Origin of the sequence: Pseudomonas sp. MSSRFD41, assembly GCF_014230245.1 — a bacterium.
In the GTDB taxonomy this organism is placed as follows: Bacteria; Pseudomonadota; Gammaproteobacteria; order Pseudomonadales; family Pseudomonadaceae; genus Aquipseudomonas; species Aquipseudomonas piscis.
Genome location: NZ_JACKZK010000001.1, coordinates 405914 through 424385, shown reverse-complemented (window position 1 = coordinate 424385; position 18472 = coordinate 405914). Strand labels below are relative to the sequence as shown.

Sequence of the window (18472 nt, the reverse complement as noted above, 5' to 3'; positions counted from 1 at the left end):
CGGGCATGAACATCCGCCATAACATGATCACCTCGGGGGCTATCAGCCTGCTGGCCATCGCCCTGGTGGCCGGCATCGGTCTCTGGGGCCAGGCGCGCCTGGCCAGCGCCCTTCACGACAACGAACTCAATGCCAGCGCCCTGCGCAACCACCTGGAGGCCGACATGATGCATGACGCCCTGCGGGCCGATGTACTGCAGGCGCTGAGCAGCCAACCCGGTGACGAAGCGGCGGGCAACGAGGTCCGCGACAGCCTGCGCGAGCACGGCGACTGGTTCCGCAAATCCCTGGCCGAGAATGCCCGGCTGCCCCTGGCACCGGATATCCGCGAGGCCATCGGTGAACTGCAACCGGTGCTGGAGAACTACATCCGGGCCGCCCAGGACATCGCCGGGCTGGCCCTCAAGGATCCCCAGGCAGCACGCCTGCAGATGCCGGAGTTCTCCCAGCGCTTCACTGAAGTGGAAACCCGCAACGAGGCCCTGAGCAGCAAGATCGAAGCCAGTAGCGCGCAGACCCGCGCCCGCAGTGAAACAGCCGTGCGCCAGGCCGCTGGCTGGCTGGTCGGTGGCAGCCTGTGCGCTGCCCTGGCCCTGTGCCTGCTGACCCGACAACTGCTCAACCGCGTGCTCAAGCCCCTGGAGAAGTCCGTGGCCACGGCCCGGGCCATTGCCCAGGGCGACCTGACCCGCAACATCAGCGTCGACAGCCAAGACGAAGCCGGCCAGTTGCAACAGGCCCTGGGCGAAATGCAGGACAACCTGCGGCGGATGATCACCACCATCCGCCATGAAAGCGAGGAGCTGCGTGGCCGCTCCCACAGCCTCAGCGGTACCTCGTCGAACATCGCCGACGGCGCCAGCGAGCAGGCCGATGGCGCCACCGACATGGCGGCGGCCATGGAACAGATGATCAGCAACATCGCCCAGGTCGCCGAACATGCGCGCAACGCCCAGAGCATTTCGGCCCACTCCGAATCCCTGGCCGGCAGCGGCGGCCAAGTGATACTCGGCGTGGTGAACGGCATGAGCCAGATTGCCGAGGCGGTCAACCAGTCCTCTGCAAGCATCACGGCCCTGGGCCAGTCCTCCGAAGAAATCCACTCGATCATCCAGGTGATCAACAGCATCGCCGAACAGACCAACCTGTTGGCGCTCAACGCCGCCATCGAGGCCGCCAGGGCCGGCGAGGCCGGACGCGGCTTCGCCGTGGTCGCCGACGAAGTCCGCAACCTGGCGGCACGTACCGCGCAATCGACCCGGGAGATCACCGGCATGATCCAGCGCATCCGGGAGACCACCGAACAAGCGGTCAGCAGCATGCAGACCGGAGTCAGCCGGGTGAACGAGGGGGTGAACATGGCCCAGCAGGCGGGTACCTCGATCAACGAAATCCGCCAGGGCGCCCAGCGCTCGGCGCTGATGGTCCAGGAGATCTCCCACACCATCGGCGAACAATCCAAGGCCAGCAGCGAAGTCGCCCAGCGAGTGGAAATGATCAGTGAAGTGGCCCGGCGCAACAGCCAGGCCATGCGCGACCTGAGCCTTACGGTGGAACAGATGGAGAGCTCGGTAGCCACCCTGCAGACCTCGGTCACGCGCTTCCAGCTGTGAAGCCGAGTCCAGCCCCATGGACCAACACTTGAACAGGTGAGCCTGATGCAGATCACAAGCGTGCTGCTACTTTTCGTCGGCCTGGCCGTGGCCCTGGTGTTCATGGGCTTCAAGGTGGTGCCCCAGGGCTACCAGTGGACCGTGGAGCGTTTCGGCCGCTACACCACCACCCTCAAGCCAGGGTTGAACATCATCATCCCGGTGATGGACCGTATCGGGCGCAAGCTCAACGTCATGGAGAACGTCCTCGACATCCCGCCCCAGGAGGTCATCACATCCGACAACGCCACGGTGCAGATCGATGCGGTGTGCTTCTTCCAGGTGGTCAACACTGCCCAGGCCGCCTATGAGGTCAACAACCTCGAGCATGCCGTGCGCAACCTGCTGCAGACCAACATCCGCACCGTGCTGGGCTCCATGGAACTGGACGCGATGCTCAGTCAACGTGACGCGATCAACGAGAAACTGCTGAAGACCGTGGACGAAGCCACCGCGCCCTGGGGAATCAAGATCACCCGCATCGAGATCAAGGACATCAGCCCACCGGCCGACCTGATGGCTGCCATGTCCGGGCAGATGAAGGCCGAACGGGTCAAGCGTGCGCAAATCCTCGAAGCCGAGGGCCTGCGGGCGGCGGCCATCCTTACCGCGGAGGGCAAGAAGCAGGCGCAGATTCTGGAAGCCGAGGGCGAGCGCCAGGCGGCCTTCCTCGAATCCGAGGCCCGTGAGCGCCAAGCCGAGGCGGAGGCCCGGGCGACCCAGGTGGTGTCCGCAGCCATCGCCAGCGGCAACGTCCAGGCGATCAACTACTTCGTGGCGCAGAAGTACGTCGACACCCTGGGCAAGCTGGCCTCGGCCAACAACACCAAGGTGATCCTGATGCCGCTGGAGGCCAGCCAGGTGATCGGTGCCGTGGGCGGCATCAGCGAGATCGTCAAGGCCACCTTCGACGGCAAGAAGACCTGAGGCGACCGCCATGTCGGCATTCCTGCAAGCGCTTTCATTCTGGGACTGGCTGGCCCTGGGCACCGTCCTGCTGATCCTCGAGGTGTTCGGTGCCGGCGGCTACCTGCTATGGATCGGCTTGGCCGCGATCTGCGTGGGAGTCCTGGCGTTCCTGGTCCCGAGCCTGGCGTGGGAAGCGCAATTGCTGCTATTCGGCCTGCTGTCCCTGCTGACCGCCCTGTACTGGTGGCGACGCCAGCGCAGCGCGATCCGCGCCAGCGACCAGCCGAACCTCAACCTGCGGGGCCGCGAGCTGATCGGCAAGACCTTCGTGGTGCATCAGGCGATCGTCAACGGCCGGGGCCGGATCAAGGTTGCCGATGGCGTCTGGATCGCCAAGGGCACTGACGCTCCAGAGGGCGCGCGAGTCCGGGTGGTGGGCCAGGAAGGAACGATCCTGCTGGTCGAAAATCTCGACTGAACGGTCACGGAACTCGACCGGGGAAACTAGAATCAAACGCTGTAGTTCCCCCCTAGTCGGAGTCACCCATCATGCGTCTGAAAACAGCTGTCGCCACAATTGCCCTGCTGTCGCTCCCCGTAGGTTCGGCAATGGCCGACACCTTCTGGCGTAACGTCATTTCCTCCGGTGCGACCACAGGTTCCACCTACCTGACCTTCAAGGATCACAAGCTGATCGTCGCCGCCCAGGACGACGCTGGCAGCTTCGTCGCCAGCCAGGGCAGCATCCGCGGCCCGTACCTGGAGGCCGCTATCCAGAAGGTCCGCTCCGAGAATCCTGGCCTGCAGGCCAGCGACATGGAATTGGCCAATGCCATCCTGGCGAAGAACGCCGTAGCCCAGGAGTAAGGATCGTCCCAGGGATAGCGCACAAACGCCGCCCCCAGGGGCGGCGTTTTTTTGCCTGGCAGATCCCTAACCGGCCTTGGCGGCCCGGGACACCGCCTGCAAACCGGCCAGCGCATAGCTCATCATGTGTTCGATCAACTCGGGCGGATCGAGCTGCAAGCCGGGCAGCACATTGCGCTGCAACTGGCCATGGGCGATCAGCAGGAACAGGCAGGGCGCGAATACGTTGACCGCACAGCGCAAGGTGGCTGGATCGTCGGGCGAACGCTGCATGATCTGGCCAAGGATGGTGCGCACGATCAGCGCCTTGGGGAAGGCCTGCTCCTCGAGCACCTCGGGCAGGACCGAAGAGGGCGACAGCAACTCGCGGGTCAGCACCTTCAAGGCCCAGCCCTGGCGCGCGCTCCCCAGGCCCTCGATCAGCATGGTGATGATCGCCCGCAGCTTGTCTTCAGGGCTTTGCTGGCTCTCGCTCAGGCTGATCATGGTTTCTATTCCAACCAGGCGGTCATGGGCCTCGCGCAACACCGCCCGATACAGGCCGTCCTTGTTCTCGAAGTGATAGTTGACCGACGCATTGTTGGCCCTGGAGCTCTCGCAGATCTGCTTGCTGGTGGTATTGGCATACCCCAGCTCGGCAAACAATTGACCGGCCATCTCCAGAATCTGCTGGCGAGTCGCCTGGCCATCCTGGCGCGGTGCACGAACTACAGCTGCCTGCGGGGAAACGGGAACGACCATGAGTTCCTCACTAAGTTAAATTCAAATTTGACTTTTGTTTATGGACTGCTTAGCTACAAAGCGCCAGTTTCTCGTTCAACCAGGCTCCAAGGTTGCTGTGAAGTGGCGGCTACTCGTCTATTCAGCCAAAGGATATCAGCATGGAAGCACGCGTCATGACTCCCTTCACCTACTTCTCCCTGCCCATGCAGAAGCTGTTCCTGCATAACCAGGCGGAGGTCAGGAACAAGCCCTACGCCAAGTACTTTCGCGGGGACATGCAGGTGCCGCTGTCCGCCGTGCGCAAGATCCAGCAAGGCCCCATGCCCCTGAAGGACACCCTCACCCCGAGCATCGAGGACATCAATCGCCTGCTCGATCCGGACTTCGTCAGCGAGGAGTCCGGCTATGCCCTGCTGCCGGGGCCGATGGCCTATGTGCAAAGCCGCAAGTTCTTTCCCGACTGCACAGCCGACATGTTCAAGTGGTGGTTCATATGGCACCCGCTGGAGTCGGAGCGTTACACCCTGTGGTTCCCCTATGCCCATGTCAGCAACCCTTGTGTGAAGCATCAGCGCCTGTGCGACGAATCCTTGAGCTTCGAAGAGCGACTGTACGGCAACACCTTCTGCGCCTCGGAGTATGTCGGCGACCGCCTGATGCACCTGCATATCGACTTCCAGGAGCCAGGCAAGCTGGGCCTGGACCCCGATCTTTATCGCGAAGCGAAGATCGACGGCAGCGTCAGCGCCCTGATGAGCCTGGCCGATCATCCACAGGTGCCGGTCTCATTGATGGTGCACTTGTTCAAGGAGGTACCGGGCGGCATGTACTTGACCAGCCGCTACTGGGTCGGCGCACATCCTTCCATGGCCCGTTTTCCCGGGGCAGAAAAGGCGGCGGCCATCCTCGGGGAAAACGGCTTGGGTGCCACCGAGCTGGAAACCCTGGCCTATGAATTCGCCGTACACGACATGTGCGAGTTCAACCACCTGGCCAGCTTTCTTCCGGATCTGTATCGGGAGTTCGCGAAGCCTTCAGCTTGAAGCACTAAACCACCGAGCCCACGATGTTCGCGGGCTCGGTGGTTGGAATGAATCAACGTTGTGCACCAGGGCAAATACCGTTGATCAACATGCAAGTGAACTCCTCGATGTCCTGCTCCATCGTCAACTGCTCGGTCAGCAGTCGATACCAGCAAAAACCGAAGATCATATCGAGCAACAATTCACGGTTGGTGTCCTTGGGCAACTCACCATTGCTGATGGCATTCTCCACCAGCTTTCTGGGCAACTCCCTCCTGCGCTCCATGAATTGATCCTTGAGCTGGATCAATGTTGCTGGATCCAGTTGCGCTTCAGCTATCACGCAACGGAAAGCTTCCCCGCAAATGGTTTCCCTCCAGACTTTCCAGAGATTGCGCAGCAAAAAATCGAGATCTTTCTTGAAAGAGCCGAGATCAGGAGCCTTTCTAACTTGTTCGCTCTCGTTTTCGTAGACTTCTGCGATCAACGCCGCCTTGTTCGTCCACCAGCGGTAGATCGTCGGTTTGCTGGCACCGGCTCGACGAGCCACAGACTCGATACTGAGCCCGGAATAGCCGCATTCCTTAAGGATTTCGATAGTGGAAGTGAGGATGGCTTTATGAGTATGAGGACTTCGCAAAGAGCCGATGGAGCTGCGAGATGGTGTACGAGCCACGATAAAAAAATCTCCAGGCAGGGCGCTTGACAAACGCAACGCAGAGTATAGGATTCCCCCGAATCGGAATGAAACGGTCCGTTTCGTTTCATTCTAAAGAGATCTACGAATTTCTTGTACCGGTCCATCTAGATTTTTTGATTATTGCCTCACAGCCAATTAATACGGGGCATTAGACAGGTACGACTTCGAATTCAAGGCTTCAATCTTTTGCTTTCAAGAACAAAGATCACCCTAGATTCTTATTAAACGAAACGTTCCGTATTATAACATAACGAGGTGAAAAAAAAACTGCTTTCGCCTGGCTTTCTTCCATAGAAGAACCGCTCTACTTTGCGGGTTTGCATGACGCCGGCCAGTTGAAGGCAGCAAAACAGTTTTCCATATGTTTCAAGACTGCTCCCGAAGCAGGCACGCCCCAGTTTTCTGAAGAGAATGGAATCAAGAGGAAAATGAACGTGAAAAAAGTAGGCATAGTCAGCTATGGCGCGGGCATTCCGGTCTGCCGCCTCAAAGTGCAGGAAGTCATCAACGTCTGGAAGAACACCGACCTCAAGCTGGTCGAGGAGAACCTGGGCGTCACCGAAAGAGCCGTGCTGCAGCCGGATGAAGATGTCATCACCCTCGGCGTACTGGCAGCACAACGGGCCCTGGACAAAGTCCCCGGCCATGAACTCCAGGCCCTGTACCTGGGAACCTGCACCAACCCCTATGACTCGCGGGCCTCGGCCTCGATCATCCTGGAAATGCTCGGCAGCGGCTACGACGCCTATTGCGCCGACGTCCAGTTCGCCGGCAAATCCGGTACCTCCGCCCTGCAGATCTGCCAGGCCCTGGTGGCCTCGGGCATGACCGGCAGCGCCCTGGCCATCGGCGCCGACACCATCAACCGCAACACCGCTCCCGGCGACCTGACCGAATCCTATGCCGGTGCCGGCGCCGCCGCGCTGCTGGTCGGCACCGAGAATGTCATCGCCGAATTCGATGGCAGCTTCTCTTGCGCCGCCGACATCGCCGACAACATCCGTCCCCAGGGCGATCGCTACATTCGTTCCGGGATGGGCCTGGGGTCGGACAAGAACAGCATCGGCCTGGAAGACCAGACCCGCCGCGCCGCCGAAGGGCTGATGGCCAAGCTGCACACCAGCGCCGCCGACTACGACTACGTGGTGTTCCAGCAAAACCTGGTGTCCACGCCCTACTCCCTGGGCAAGCACCTGGGCTTCAACGCCAAGCAGATCGAACCGGGCATCTACGCCGGCAACGTCGGTGATACCGGGGCGGCCAGCCCGTTGCTGGGCCTGATCAACGTCCTGGACCAGGCCCGTCCAGGACAGAAGATCCTCATGGTGTCCTACGGTTTCGGCGCCGGCAGCGACGCCATCGCCCTGACCGTCACCGACGCCATCGAGCAGTACCAGAAGCGCAACAAGCCGCTGCGCCAGCTGCTCGAGAACAAGACCTATGTCGATTACGGCACGTCCATCAAGTACGAGTTCAAGTACCTGCGGGCTGACTATGCCCTGACCGCCTATCTCTGATTACGCCTGTCTACGCAAGGAGCATGTACATGTGCGCACGTCGTGTTGCAATAGTTTCGGCTGCCTATACGCCGAAGCCCGGTAGTTCACGAGTTCGGCAGACGTTCAAGGAAATGATCGTCGAGTCCGCCTACAAGGCCATCAAGGATGCCAAGATGCACCCCCGTGAAATCCAGGGCGTTGCCTATGGTTATCACGGTGAAGGCATCTCCGAATATGGCGGCCTGGGCCCGACCATTTCCGACGCCCTGGGGATCAGCCCGGCGCCGACTTTCATGAGCACCGCCAACTGCACCAGCAGCTCGGTATCCTTCCAAATGGGCCATCAGATGGTGGCTTCCGGGGAGTACGACATCGTTCTGTGCGGCGGTTTCGAGAAGATGACCGACCACTTCAACTATGCCGAATACATCGGTTCCAGTACCGAATGCGAGTACGACTACTTCCTCGGCATCTCCCACACCGACGCTTTCGCCCTGGCGACCGCCGAGTACTTCCAGAAGTTCGGTTATGCCGGCCGCGAAGCCGACGTCCTGGCCACCTTTGGCCGGCAGATGCGCATCTATGCGCACAACACCCCTACCGCCACCCGCTATGGCCAGGCGATCCCGACCCTGGAAGCGCTGAAGAACAGTGAAGCCTGCGGCTCGATGCTGGCCTGGGGCGAAGCCAGTGGCTGCGCGATCCTGGTCGCCGAGCACCTGGCCCACAAGTACACCGACAAACCGGTGTTCGTGCGGGGTTGCGCCTATACCGGGGTTTCCCACTACTTCGGTACCCGCTTCCACAACCCGACCCTGCATCACCCGGGCCTGCCCAAGGACGTGGGCATGGCCGTCTCGGCCAACTCCATCGCTTGCGCGGAGATTGCCTACAAGAAAGCCGGGATCACCCCCAAGGACATCGACGTCGCCCAGGTCTACGACCTGCTCGGCGCCGGCCTGATCCAGATGGAATCCATGGGCGTCTGCGGCAAGGGCCAGGCTGGTGACTTCGTTCTCGAAGGCGGTATCGCCCTGGACGGCCAGCTGCCACTGAACACCGACGGCGGCAACATCGGCCGCGGCCATGCTTCCGGCTGCGACGGCATCCTGCACATCACCGAGCTGTTCCGGCAGCTGAGGGGTGAAGCCGACAACCAGGTCAAGGGCGCACGCATCGGCGTGTCGCAGAACCTTGGCGGTTATGCGGCGCACAACTCGGTGATTGTCCTCTCGAACGACTAAGGAGCCCGGACCATGTCCATGTACCCAGAACAGATCCACAGAATGACCACCGCCAGCATGCTCCGCGAATGGCGCGAGCATGGTGGCAAGTACCGCCTCGAAGGCAGCCAGTGCGAAGAATGCAACGAGATCTTCTTCCCCCGGCGTACGGTCTGCGGCGCTTGCAACTCCATGAGCGTGAAGCCCTATCGTTGCGCCCGCACCGGGAAGATCGAAGTCATGGCCCACGCCGACAACCCGATCCTGGCGGCCATGGGCTATGGCGAGACCGTACCGCGCTGCATGGCCATGGTCCGCCTGGACGACGGCCTGGTGATCGCCTCGGAAATCGTCGATGTCTGCGATGCCCAGCAACTGAAGGTCGGGGCGCCGGTGCGCATGGTGGTGCGCAAGCATGTGCGCGAAAGCAACCTGGCCTGGCAATACGCCTACAAGTTCGTTCTGGATAAATAACGTGTTGTTCAAGGTGCCTTGCCAAAAGGCACCTTGAAGTAAGCCATAAAAATAAAATCCAACTTAAAAGCTGCATCAGCGGCAACTTCAGTTCTGGAAGTTGCCCTTGGGCCCCGGTTTTCTTGGGCTCTATGAATTCTATTGCCTATTAACGGGGACACTCCCCAACACTTACTTATTGGCCTGAATACGGCCAAGGATGGGTCATGTCTACTCTTTGCCTCCCACACGTAATGTTTCCGAAACACAAGATCACCCAGCAGCAGATGGTCGATCACCTGGAAGGCCTGCACGCCGACCACCCCCGCATGGCCCTGGCCAAGCGCATGATCGCCAACACCGAGGTCAACGAGCGCCACCTGGTGCTGCCGATCGACGAGCTGGCGGTCCACACCGGCTTCACCCACCGCAGCATCGTCTACGAGCGTGAAGCACGGCAGATGTCGTCGGCCGCCGCACGCCAGGCCATCGAGAATGCCGGGCTGCAGATCAGCGACATCCGCATGGTGATCGTCACTTCCTGCACCGGCTTCATGATGCCGTCGCTGACCGCGCACCTGATCAACGACCTGGGCCTGCCCACCTCCACCGTGCAACTGCCGATTGCCCAGCTGGGCTGCGTGGCCGGTGCCGCGGCGATCAACCGGGCCAACGACTTCGCCAGCCTCGATGCGCGCAACCACGTGCTGATCGTGTCCCTGGAGTTCTCCTCGCTGTGCTACCAGCCGGACGACACCAAGCTGCACGCCTTCATCTCGGCGGCGCTGTTTGGCGATGCGGTCTCGGCCTGCGTACTGCGTGCCGACGACCAGGCCGGCGGCTTCAAGATCAAGAAGACCGAGTCGTACTTCCTGCCCAAGAGCGAGCACTACATCAAGTACGACGTAAAGGACACCGGCTTCCACTTCACCCTCGACAAAGCGGTGATGAACTCCATCAAGGACGTGGCACCGGTCATGGAGCGCCTCAACTACGAGAGCTTCGAGCAGAACTGCGCGCACAACGACTTCTTCATCTTCCACACCGGCGGCCGCAAGATCCTCGACGAACTGGTGATGCACCTGGACCTGGCGTCGAACCGCGTCTCGCAATCGCGCAGCAGCCTGTCCGAGGCCGGCAACATCGCCAGCGTGGTGGTGTTCGACGTCCTCAAGCGCCAGTTCGATTCCAACCTGAACAAAGGCGATATCGGCCTGCTGGCGGCCTTCGGCCCGGGCTTCACCGCGGAGATGGCGGTCGGCCAATGGACCGCCTGATGTGAAACCCCGCGTCTGTCCGACCTGACGCTGCCGGGCTACAAGGCAGCGTCAGGCCGTACCCCCACGGCGCCTCGCGCCGAGTTCATGGTTTGCCAAGGAAGCTGAGCGATGAACACTGGAATGCCAATCACGGCGGCCAACAGCCGCTACGAAAGATCCATGGTGCTATTGCTGTCATTGAGCTTCGGGCTGGTGGGGCTGGATCGCTTCATCATCCTGCCGCTGTTCCCGGTGATCATGCATGACCTGCACCTGGACTATCAGGACCTGGGCTACCTGTCCGCCGCGCTGGCCTTCACCTGGGGCCTGTCGGCCCTGGGCATGGGCAGCGTGATCGAACGCCTGGGCACCCGCCGCGTGCTGGTGGTGTCCATCACCGTCCTGTCCTTGCTGTCCGGTTTTTCCGCGCTGGCCACCGGCGTGCTGGGACTGGTGATCCTGCGCGGGTTGATGGGCATCTGCGAAGGTGCCTTCACGCCCACCAGCATCATCGTCACCAACGAAGTGTCGCGTCCCGGCCGACGTGGCCTGAACCTGGGAATCCAGCAGGCGCTGTTCCCGATTCTCGGCCTGTGCCTGGGCCCGCTGATCGCCGCCAGCCTGTTGCAGATGACCGGCTCCTGGCGTGCCGTATTCGCCATCATCTCGCTGCCGGGCCTGGTACTGGCCGCCTACCTGTGGAAGGTCTACCGGCCACAGCCGGCCCCCACCGCCGACCAGGCCTGCGGCCATGCCGGGACGCGCTGGCTGGCAGCCTTCAAGAGCGGCAACGTGAGCCTGAACATCCTGATCATGTTCTGCATCCTCACCTGCCAGTTCGTGCTCTGCGCCATGCTGCCCAGCTACCTGACCGACTACCTGCACCTGGAAACCCTGTCCATGGCCTTCATCATCTCGGCCATCGGCCTGGGCGGCTTCATCGGCCAGTTGATCATCCCCGGGATGTCCGATCGCCTGGGGCGCAAGCCGGTGGTCTCGGCGTGCTTCATGAGCAGTAGCACCCTGGTCGGCCTGCTGATCGTCAGCCCGGCCATTCCCTGGTTGCTGTTCCTGTTGTTGTTCCTGCTGTCATTCTTCAACTTCAGCCTGATCTGCATGACCGTCGGCCCGCTGACCAGCGAGTCGGTGCCCGCGGCCCTGCTGCCCACTGCGACCGGGATCGTCGTGGGCCTCGGCGAGATCCTCGGTGGCGGGCTGTCGCCGGCGGTAGCCGGGTTCGCCGCCAATCATTTCGGCCTGCCGTCGATCCTGTATGTCGCCCTGAGCGGCAGCCTGGCCGGCCTGCTGCTGTCGTTGCTGCTCAAGGAAAACGCCCTCGAGCCCGGCCGCGCACCAAGCCTGGAGCCACGCCCCTTGCCTTCCCGCCCCCTTGCCGATCGAGGACTAGAGAATCATGGATGATTACCTGCTGTTGCTGGATGTCTGCCACAAGGACCAGCGCGCCATCGGGCTGTTCGATTTGCACAATGGCCGCAGTGTGCGGGCGCTCTCCGAACATGGCGGGTTGTACGAGACCCTGCAGTTCTGCGCCCGGCGGCACCTGGACTGGAACGAGCACTTGCGTAGCCTGCCGCCCCATCCCCAACTCGCCGTCGACGGACGCCAGGAAGGCCCGTTGCGCCCGCCCCTCAAGCCCAGCGACAGCCTGCTGGTCCAGGTCAGCGAAGTCACCCTCAATACCCAGCACACCCACCAGGGCTGGTTCTACAAGGGCAATGGCAGCCTGCTCAAGACCGACGGCGAGCCACTGACCGTTCCTTATCACGCCCTGAGCATCGCCAGCCAACCCGGGGTGGTCTGCGTGTACCTGGTGGATCATTTCGGCCAGCTGCGGTTCGTAGGTTTCAGCCTCGGCCATGACATCCGCGACCCGCTGCTGAGCCGCCAGGACGCCAGCTCCTGCGCGCAGTCGCGCCTGCGCCACTGCGCGATCACCCCGGCGCTGATCCTCGGCGAGCTGCAGGGCAGCCTGTCGCTCAACGTCCGGGTCGAGCGCCAGGGTGCGCAGCTGTCCTACCTCAGCTACCGCCTCGACCAGCAGGCCTGGGGGGCGATTCGCAAGTACTCCCAGGCCTTCCTCGAACAGCACGAACAGTTCCTGCAGCCGGGCATGGTCCACTATGTGTTCCACAGCGCCAGCCGACGCGAGAGCGAACTGCAACTGCAACATGGCGACTGGCTGGACCTGGATTGCCCGGAACTGGAGCTGGGCCTGAGCAACCAGGTCGTCGAGGAAGAACTGCTGCACCTGTACCCTCTCGACGCCCAGCCGCGCCGGACCCGCGCCCAGGCTGTCCGCTCGGCCTGGCAACCGGCTCAGCGGTAGGCGTCCACCGGTACGCAGGCGCAGAAGAGATTGCGGTCGCCATAGACATTGTCCACCCGGTTCACCGCCGGCCAGTACTTGTGGGCCCGCACATGGGCACTGGGCAAGACCGCCTGCTCGATGCTGTAGGCCCGCGTCCAGGCACCAGTGATATCGGCCAGGGTATGGGGCGCGCCCTTGAGCGGATTGTCCTCGGCCGGCCACTGGCCCTCCTGGACCTGGGCGATCTCGGCGCGAATGCTCAGCATGGCCTCGACAAACCGGTCCAGCTCGGCCTTGGACTCACTCTCCGTGGGCTCGACCATCAGCGTGCCCGGCACCGGGAACGACATGGTCGGCGCATGGAAGCCGTAATCCATCAGGCGCTTGGCCACGTCCTCCTCGGTAATCCCGGTCAACGCCTTCAAGGGCCGCAGGTCGAGAATGCACTCATGGGCCACCCGCCCGTTGCGCCCGCTGTAGAGCACCGGGAAGGCGCCGCTGAGCTGGGTGGCCAGGTAGTTGGCGGCGAGGATCGCCACCTCGCTGGCATCGGCCAGCTGCGGCCCCATCATGGCGATGTACATCCAGCTGATGGGCAGAATGCTCGCACTGCCCCAGGGCGCGGCGCTGACCGCATCGTTCTGGGGCAACGGGCCATCAATCGGCACCACCGGATGGTTGGCGACGAAGGGCGCCAGGTGCGCGCGCACGCCGATCGGCCCCATGCCCGGGCCACCGCCGCCGTGGGGAATGCAGAAGGTCTTGTGCAGGTTCATGTGCGAGACGTCGGCGCCGATGTCTGCGGGCCGGGCCAGGCCCACCTGGGCATTGAGGTTGGCACCATCCATGTACACCTGGCCGCCATGGCTGTGGACGACTTCGCAGATCTGGCGGATGCCTTCTTCATAGACCCCATGGGTCGAGGGATAGGTCGCCATCAGGCAGGACAAGCGCTCGCCGGCCTGCGCGGCCTTGGCCGCCAGGTCCGCCAGGTCGACGTTGCCGGCCTCGTCGCACTCGACGATCACCACCTGCATCCCGGCCATCTGCGCCGAGGCCGGGTTGGTGCCGTGGGCCGAGGCCGGGATCAGGCAGATATTGCGTTGCCCTTGCCGACGGCTCTCGTGGTAGCGGCGGATGGCCAAAAGCCCGGCATATTCGCCCTGGGCCCCGGAGTTGGGCTGCATGCAGATGGCATCGAAACCGGTGATCGCGCACAGCCAGCGCTCCAGCTCCTCGATCATCAAGCGGTAGCCGGCGGCCTGCTCCCGGGGCGCGAAGGGGTGCAGGTCGGCGAACTCCGGCCAGGTGATGGGGATCATCTCGCTGCTGGCGTTGAGCTTCATGGTGCAGGAGCCCAGGGGAATCATCGACTGGTTGAGCGCCAGGTCCTTGTTCTCCAACTGCTTGAGGTAACGCAGCATCCGGGTCTCGCTGTGATGGGCACTGAACACCGGATGCTCCAGCACCGGGCTGCGGCGCAGCAGCTCATCGGGCAGGCCGGACTCCAGCTCCTCGGCATCCAGCACGGCTACGTCCAGGCCGTGGTCGGCGCCCAGGAACACATCCAGCAACCGGGCGACGGTGGTTTCGTCGCAGGTCTCGTCGAGGCTCAGGCCCAGCCGGCCACGGCCGAGGATCCGAAAGTTGATCCGCTGGGCCCTGGCGCTCTCGATGATCGCGGTCTGGCTGCCGCCCACCTCCAGGGTCAGGGTGTCGAAGAAGTGCCGGTTGACCCGGGCGATGCCATGGCGCTCCAGCCCCGCAGCGAGAATGCAGGTCAGCCGGTGCACCCGCTGGGCGATGCGCTTGAGCCCCTTGGGGCCGTGGTACACCGCGTAGAAAGCGGCGATGTTGGCCAGTAGCACCTGGGCGGTGCAGATATTGGAGTTGGCCTTCTCGCGGCGGATGTGCTGCTCGCGGGTCTGCAAGGCCATGCGCAGCGCCACCTGGCCCCGGGCATCACGGGACACGCCGATGATGCGTCCGGGCATGGCCCGCTTGTATTCGTCGCGGCAGGCGAAAAAGGCCGCGTGGGGACCACCGTAGCCCATGGGCACGCCAAAGCGCTGGGACGAACCCAGCACCACGTCCGCACCCAGCTCGCCAGGCGGGGTCAGCAGCAACAGGCTGAGCAGGTCGGTGGCGACGCAGGCCAGGGCCTGGCGGGCATGCAATTGATCGATCAGCGGCCGCAGGTCGCGGATCTCGCCGTGGGTATCCGGGTACTGCAACAAGGCGCCGAAGACCTCGTGCCCAGGCAGCTTGTCGAGGCTATCGACCACCAGTTCGAAACCCAAGCCCTCGGCCCGGGTCCGCAGCACCGAGAGGGTCTGCGGATGGCAATGTTCGTCGACGAAGAACCGCTTGCTCCCGGACTTGGCCACACGGCTGGCCATGGCCATGGCCTCGGCCGCGGCGGTGGCTTCGTCCAGCAGCGAGGCATTGGCCAGGTCGAGGCCGGTGAGGTCGATGGTCATCTGCTGGAAATTCAGCAGCGCCTCGAGCCGGCCCTGGGCGATCTCCGGCTGGTAAGGGGTATAGGCGGTGTACCAGCCGGGGTTTTCCAGCACGTTGCGCAGGATCACGTTGGGCGTGCGAGTGCCGTGGTAACCCATGCCGATCAGGCTGGTCCAGACCTGGTTCTGCGCCGCATAGCCCTTGAGCCGCGCCAGGGCCGCCGTCTCGTCGAGGGCCGGTGGCAGGTCCAGGGCTCGATTGAAGCGAATGGCCGGCGGCACCGTCTGCTCGATCAGCTCGACCCGGCTGCCGAGCCCGAGGCTGGCAAGCATGGCTTGCTGCTCCTGGGCATCGGGTCCCAGGTGCCGGTCGAGAAATGCATTGGGCTCACGTAGCTGGGTCAGGGATGGCATGGCAGTCTCTCTCCGATGAACGGCGCTCAGCGTCGATGCGACAGGGTGCCAAGCAGCATAGCAGCCGATTCTGCCCCTCGACGCTCTGGCGTCCCGAGGCATTCGGGACCATCATGCTGGGCGTCAGCGCGCCCCCCCCCCGGCGCGCCTCAATCCATGTTCCCAGCGTCCGCTTATCGGGTGTCCCATCGTCATGAGCCAACTGCCTTTCCTGCCGTTCTCCAAACCCACCATCGATGAACCCACCATCGCCGCCGTCGGCGAGGTGCTGCGCTCGGGCTGGATCACCAGCGGTCCCAAGGTCCAGGCCTTCGAGGCGCAGCTTTCGCAGTTCTGCGGCGGCCGCACCGTGCGCACCTTCAACTCCGGCACCTGCACCATGGAGATCGCCCTGCGCATCGCCGGCATCGGCCCGGGCGACGAAGTGATCACCACGCCGATCTCCTGGGTCGCCACCGCCAACGTGATCCTCGAAGTGGGCGCCACGCCGGTGTTCGCCGACATCGACCCGGTAACCCGCAACCTCGACCTGGACCAGGTCGAGGCCGCCATCACCCCGCGCACCAAGGCCATCATCCCGGTGTACCTGGCCGGCCTGCCGCTGGACATGGACCGCCTCTACGCCCTGGCCAGCAAGCATGGCCTGCGGGTGGTGGAGGACGCCGCCCAGGCCCTGGGCTCCAGCTGGAACGGCCAGCGCATCGGCGCGGGCGGCGACTTCGTGTCGTTCAGCTTCCAGGCCAACAAGAACGTCACCTGCTCCGAAGGTGGCTGCCTGGTGCTCAATACCCCGGAAGAAGCGCGCCTGGCCGAGAAATATCGCCTGCAAGGGGTGACCCGCAGCGGCCACGACGGCCTGGACGTGGATGTGCTGGGCGGCAAGTTCAACATGACCGACGTCGCCGCGGCCATCGGCCTCGGGCAGTTTGCCCATATCGAGGCGATCACCGCCCACCGCCGCGAGCTGGCCCGGCACTATTTCGAATGCTTCGGCAGCGATTTCCAGGAACGCTACGGCGCCCAGCTGCCACCTGCGGACTTCAGCAACAGCAACTGGCACCTGTTCCAGCTGGTATTGCCCGAGCGCCAGGATGGCCAGCCGGCCCGCGCGACCTTCATGGAGCAGATGCAGCAACGGGGTATCGGCATCGGCTATCACTACCCGCCGATTCACCTGTTGAGCCTTTACCGCGAACGCGGCTTCAAGGAAGGGATGTTCCCGGTAGCGGAACGGGTGGGACGCCTGATCGTGTCGTTGCCAATGTTCACGGCGATGGACAAGAGCGATGTGGAGCGCGCGGTAGCCGCGGTCAAAGAGGTGTTGCAGAGGTAATGGACTCGCGGCCGGCCCGCTCGAGGGCCGGCCGCGTATGCCTTATTCGCCGATGGAGGCCTTGTAGCCTGCGGCGTCCAGCAATTTTTCCAGGTCCGCCGGATTGGCCGGCTTGAGCTTGAAGATCCAGGCGTCGTACGGCTCGCTGTTGAGCAGTTCAGGGCTGGCGCTCAGCTCCTCGTTGACCTCGATCACTTCACCCGCCACCGGGGCGTAGATGTCCGAAGCGGCCTTGACCGACTCCACGACGCCGGCCTGGTCCCCTGCCCCGAACACCTTGCCGACTTCGGTCAGCTCGACGAATACCACGTCGCCCAGGGCCTCCTGGGCGTGGTCGCTAATACCCACGGTCACGCTGCCATCGGCTTCCAGGCGGGCCCATTCGTGGCTTTCGGCAAAACGCAGGTGGGCAGGGATATCGCTCATGTTCTATGTCCTCAAGAAGAAATGATCAGCGGCGCAATGCCGGCTGCAAAAATGTTAGATCAAGGTTTTGCCATGGCGCACGAAGGTCGGTTTGACTACCCGCACCGGGTACCACTTGCCACGGATTTCCACTTCGGCCCGATCGCCGGTGGCCATCGGTACCCGCGCCAGGGCAATCGACTTGCTCAGCGTAGGGGAGAAACTACCACTGGTGATCTCACCTTCGCCAACATCGGCGATGCGTACCACCTGATGCGCCCGCAGGACGCCACGTTCCTCGAGCACCAGGCCCACCAGTTTGTGCTGTATTCCACCCGCCCGCTCCGCTTCCAGGGCGGCACGACCGATGAACTGGCGCGTAGCCGGCTCCCAGGCGATGCTCCAGGCCATGTTCGCCACCAAGGGTGAAACCTGCTGGTGGATGTCCTGGCCATAGAGGTTCATGCCGGCTTCCAGGCGCAGGGTGTCACGGGCGCCAAGGCCGATGGGCGAGATGCCCGCGCCCACCAGGTCGTTGAAAAAGGCCGGCGCCTGCTCGGCGGGCAGGACGATCTCCAGGCCGTCTTCACCGGTGTAGCCGGTGCGGGCGATGAACCAGTCACCGTCGGCACGGCCCTCGAAAGGCTTGAGTTGCTGGATCAGGGTGGCCCGGGGCTGGCTCACCAGCTCGGCGATGCGCTGGCGCGCCTGGGGCCCCTGGATCGCCAGCATGGCCAGTTCCGCCCGCTCGCGCAGCCGGACCTGGAAGTCGCCCAGGTGGGCCTGCATCCAGGCCAGGTCCTGCTGGCGGGTCGCGGCGTTGACCACCAGGCGATAACTGTCTTGGAGACGGTAGACGATCATGTCGTCGACGATGCCGCCCTGCTCGTTGAGCATGGCGCTGTACAAGGCCTGGCCGGGGCTTTGCAGGCGCTCGACGTCATTGGCCAGCAAGTGCTGGAGCCAAGCCTTGGCCTGGTCGCCGTCGACATCGATCACGGTCATGTGGGATACATCGAACACTCCGCAATCCCGGCGCACTTGATGGTGTTCCTCGACTTGCGAGCCGTAATGCAAGGGCATATCCCAACCGCCAAAATCGACCATTTTCGCGCCGAGGGCGAGATGCAGGTCATACAGAGGCGTACGCTGTCCCATGGGTTTCTCCTTCCGGGCGTGGCGAGGGTGCGGCCTGGCGCTGCAAAGGTGAAAGCCTTGGAATACA

At 63.2% G+C, this 18472-nt stretch carries 17 protein-coding genes and 1 pseudogene; 13 read left to right on the top strand and 5 right to left on the bottom strand.

The window, feature by feature from the left end; genetic code table 11:
* Window positions 1-5: 5 nt before the first annotated feature.
* The 5 genes and pseudogenes from H7A76_RS32690 to H7A76_RS02005 form a co-directional block, all read left to right on the top strand.
* Window positions 6-758: pseudogene (locus H7A76_RS32690) on the top strand (HAMP domain-containing protein); the annotation flags it as partial.
* On the top strand, window positions 750-1613 hold the full coding sequence (locus tag H7A76_RS32685; RefSeq protein ID WP_409519174.1) for a methyl-accepting chemotaxis protein: 864 nt from the start codon (window positions 750-752) through the stop codon (window positions 1611-1613). The pseudogene H7A76_RS32690 and the gene H7A76_RS32685, both read left to right, overlap by 9 nt.
* 45 nt (window positions 1614-1658) lie before the next feature.
* Window positions 1659-2579 carry an SPFH domain-containing protein gene (locus H7A76_RS02015; protein WP_185696966.1) on the top strand — a complete coding sequence of 307 codons (921 nt, stop codon included), beginning with the start codon at window positions 1659-1661 and terminating at the stop codon, window positions 2577-2579.
* A gap of 10 nt (window positions 2580-2589) precedes the next feature.
* On the top strand, window positions 2590-3039 hold the full coding sequence (locus tag H7A76_RS02010; protein WP_185696965.1) for an NfeD family protein: 450 nt from the start codon (window positions 2590-2592) through the stop codon (window positions 3037-3039).
* A gap of 71 nt (window positions 3040-3110) precedes the next feature.
* Entirely contained in the window at window positions 3111-3428 is a 318-nt protein-coding gene (locus tag H7A76_RS02005; protein WP_185696964.1) for a DUF2388 domain-containing protein, read from the top strand.
* 66 nt (window positions 3429-3494) lie between these two features.
* Here H7A76_RS02005 and H7A76_RS02000 read toward each other — a convergent pair whose 3' ends face one another.
* Window positions 3495-4169, bottom strand: coding sequence for a TetR/AcrR family transcriptional regulator (locus tag H7A76_RS02000; protein WP_185696963.1), 675 nt, complete (start codon window positions 4167-4169; stop codon window positions 3495-3497).
* A 140-nt stretch (window positions 4170-4309) separates the two neighbouring features.
* On the opposite strand from H7A76_RS02000, the gene H7A76_RS01995 reads away from it, so the two are divergent.
* Window positions 4310-5194 (top strand): DAPG hydrolase family protein, encoded by an 885-nt coding sequence (locus H7A76_RS01995; RefSeq protein WP_185696962.1) that lies wholly within the window; start codon window positions 4310-4312, stop codon window positions 5192-5194.
* Between the two features lie 52 nt (window positions 5195-5246).
* On the opposite strand, the gene H7A76_RS01990 is transcribed toward H7A76_RS01995, so the two are convergent.
* Entirely contained in the window at window positions 5247-5849 is a 603-nt protein-coding gene (locus tag H7A76_RS01990) for a TetR/AcrR family transcriptional regulator (protein WP_185696961.1), read from the bottom strand.
* A 452-nt stretch (window positions 5850-6301) separates the two neighbouring features.
* Here H7A76_RS01990 and H7A76_RS01985 point away from each other — a divergent pair, with 452 nt between their 5' ends.
* The 6 genes from H7A76_RS01985 (at window position 6302) to H7A76_RS01960 (ending at window position 12654) form a co-directional block, all read left to right on the top strand.
* The gene (locus H7A76_RS01985) at window positions 6302-7390 is read left to right on the top strand and encodes a hydroxymethylglutaryl-CoA synthase (RefSeq protein WP_221775068.1); all 1089 of its coding nucleotides are present in this window, start codon (window positions 6302-6304) and stop codon (window positions 7388-7390) included.
* Window positions 7391-7419: 29 nt separating this feature from the next.
* Complete coding sequence (locus tag H7A76_RS01980; RefSeq protein ID WP_031320678.1) at window positions 7420-8616, top strand: thiolase family protein; 1197 nt, start codon at window positions 7420-7422, stop codon at window positions 8614-8616.
* Window positions 8617-8628: 12 nt separating this feature from the next.
* The gene (locus tag H7A76_RS01975; protein WP_053133774.1) at window positions 8629-9069 is read left to right on the top strand and encodes a Zn-ribbon domain-containing OB-fold protein; all 441 of its coding nucleotides are present in this window, start codon (window positions 8629-8631) and stop codon (window positions 9067-9069) included.
* A 206-nt stretch (window positions 9070-9275) separates the two neighbouring features.
* Window positions 9276-10325, top strand: coding sequence for a type III polyketide synthase (locus tag H7A76_RS01970; RefSeq protein ID WP_031320680.1), 1050 nt, complete (start codon window positions 9276-9278; stop codon window positions 10323-10325).
* Window positions 10326-10436: 111 nt separating this feature from the next.
* Complete coding sequence (locus H7A76_RS01965) at window positions 10437-11729, top strand: MFS transporter (protein ID WP_260497891.1); 1293 nt, start codon at window positions 10437-10439, stop codon at window positions 11727-11729.
* Complete coding sequence (locus H7A76_RS01960) at window positions 11722-12654, top strand: fumarylacetoacetate hydrolase (RefSeq protein WP_185696960.1); 933 nt, start codon at window positions 11722-11724, stop codon at window positions 12652-12654. Before H7A76_RS01965 ends, H7A76_RS01960 begins: the two co-directional genes overlap by 8 nt.
* Here the strand turns inward: H7A76_RS01960 and gcvP are convergent.
* Window positions 12645-15509: an aminomethyl-transferring glycine dehydrogenase gene (gene gcvP, locus H7A76_RS01955; protein ID WP_185696959.1), complete on the bottom strand. Its 2865-nt coding sequence runs from the start codon at window positions 15507-15509 to the stop codon at window positions 12645-12647. The genes H7A76_RS01960 and gcvP overlap by 10 nt on opposite strands.
* Window positions 15510-15702: 193 nt before the next feature.
* Here gcvP and H7A76_RS01950 point away from each other — a divergent pair, with 193 nt between their 5' ends.
* Complete coding sequence (locus tag H7A76_RS01950) at window positions 15703-16842, top strand: DegT/DnrJ/EryC1/StrS aminotransferase family protein (protein WP_185696958.1); 1140 nt, start codon at window positions 15703-15705, stop codon at window positions 16840-16842.
* A 42-nt stretch (window positions 16843-16884) separates the two neighbouring features.
* Here the strand turns inward: H7A76_RS01950 and gcvH are convergent, their stop codons facing one another.
* Window positions 16885-17268, bottom strand: a complete 384-nt coding sequence (gcvH, locus tag H7A76_RS01945) for a glycine cleavage system protein GcvH (RefSeq protein ID WP_068576033.1) — start codon at window positions 17266-17268, stop codon at window positions 16885-16887.
* 54 nt (window positions 17269-17322) lie between these two features.
* Window positions 17323-18405, bottom strand: coding sequence for a glycine cleavage system aminomethyltransferase GcvT (gcvT, locus tag H7A76_RS01940; protein ID WP_185696957.1), 1083 nt, complete (start codon window positions 18403-18405; stop codon window positions 17323-17325).
* Between the last annotated feature and the right edge of the window lie 67 nt (window positions 18406-18472).

Coding starts and splice junctions, on each gene's coding strand:
- H7A76_RS32685 (WP_409519174.1), top strand. CDS start 750: ATGCAGGACAACCTGCGGCGGATGATCACCACCATCCGCCATGAAAGC.
- H7A76_RS02015 (WP_185696966.1), top strand. CDS start 1,659: ATGCAGATCACAAGCGTGCTGCTACTTTTCGTCGGCCTGGCCGTGGCC.
- H7A76_RS02010 (WP_185696965.1), top strand. CDS start 2,590: ATGTCGGCATTCCTGCAAGCGCTTTCATTCTGGGACTGGCTGGCCCTG.
- H7A76_RS02005 (WP_185696964.1), top strand. CDS start 3,111: ATGCGTCTGAAAACAGCTGTCGCCACAATTGCCCTGCTGTCGCTCCCC.
- H7A76_RS02000 (WP_185696963.1), bottom strand. CDS start 4,169: ATGGTCGTTCCCGTTTCCCCGCAGGCAGCTGTAGTTCGTGCACCGCGC.
- H7A76_RS01995 (WP_185696962.1), top strand. CDS start 4,310: ATGGAAGCACGCGTCATGACTCCCTTCACCTACTTCTCCCTGCCCATG.
- H7A76_RS01985 (WP_221775068.1), top strand. CDS start 6,302: ATGAACGTGAAAAAAGTAGGCATAGTCAGCTATGGCGCGGGCATTCCG.
- H7A76_RS01980 (WP_031320678.1), top strand. CDS start 7,420: ATGTGCGCACGTCGTGTTGCAATAGTTTCGGCTGCCTATACGCCGAAG.
- H7A76_RS01975 (WP_053133774.1), top strand. CDS start 8,629: ATGTCCATGTACCCAGAACAGATCCACAGAATGACCACCGCCAGCATG.
- H7A76_RS01970 (WP_031320680.1), top strand. CDS start 9,276: ATGTCTACTCTTTGCCTCCCACACGTAATGTTTCCGAAACACAAGATC.
- H7A76_RS01965 (WP_260497891.1), top strand. CDS start 10,437: ATGAACACTGGAATGCCAATCACGGCGGCCAACAGCCGCTACGAAAGA.
- H7A76_RS01960 (WP_185696960.1), top strand. CDS start 11,722: ATGGATGATTACCTGCTGTTGCTGGATGTCTGCCACAAGGACCAGCGC.
- gcvP (WP_185696959.1), bottom strand. CDS start 15,509: ATGCCATCCCTGACCCAGCTACGTGAGCCCAATGCATTTCTCGACCGG.
- H7A76_RS01950 (WP_185696958.1), top strand. CDS start 15,703: ATGAGCCAACTGCCTTTCCTGCCGTTCTCCAAACCCACCATCGATGAA.
- gcvH (WP_068576033.1), bottom strand. CDS start 17,268: ATGAGCGATATCCCTGCCCACCTGCGTTTTGCCGAAAGCCACGAATGG.
- gcvT (WP_185696957.1), bottom strand. CDS start 18,405: ATGGGACAGCGTACGCCTCTGTATGACCTGCATCTCGCCCTCGGCGCG.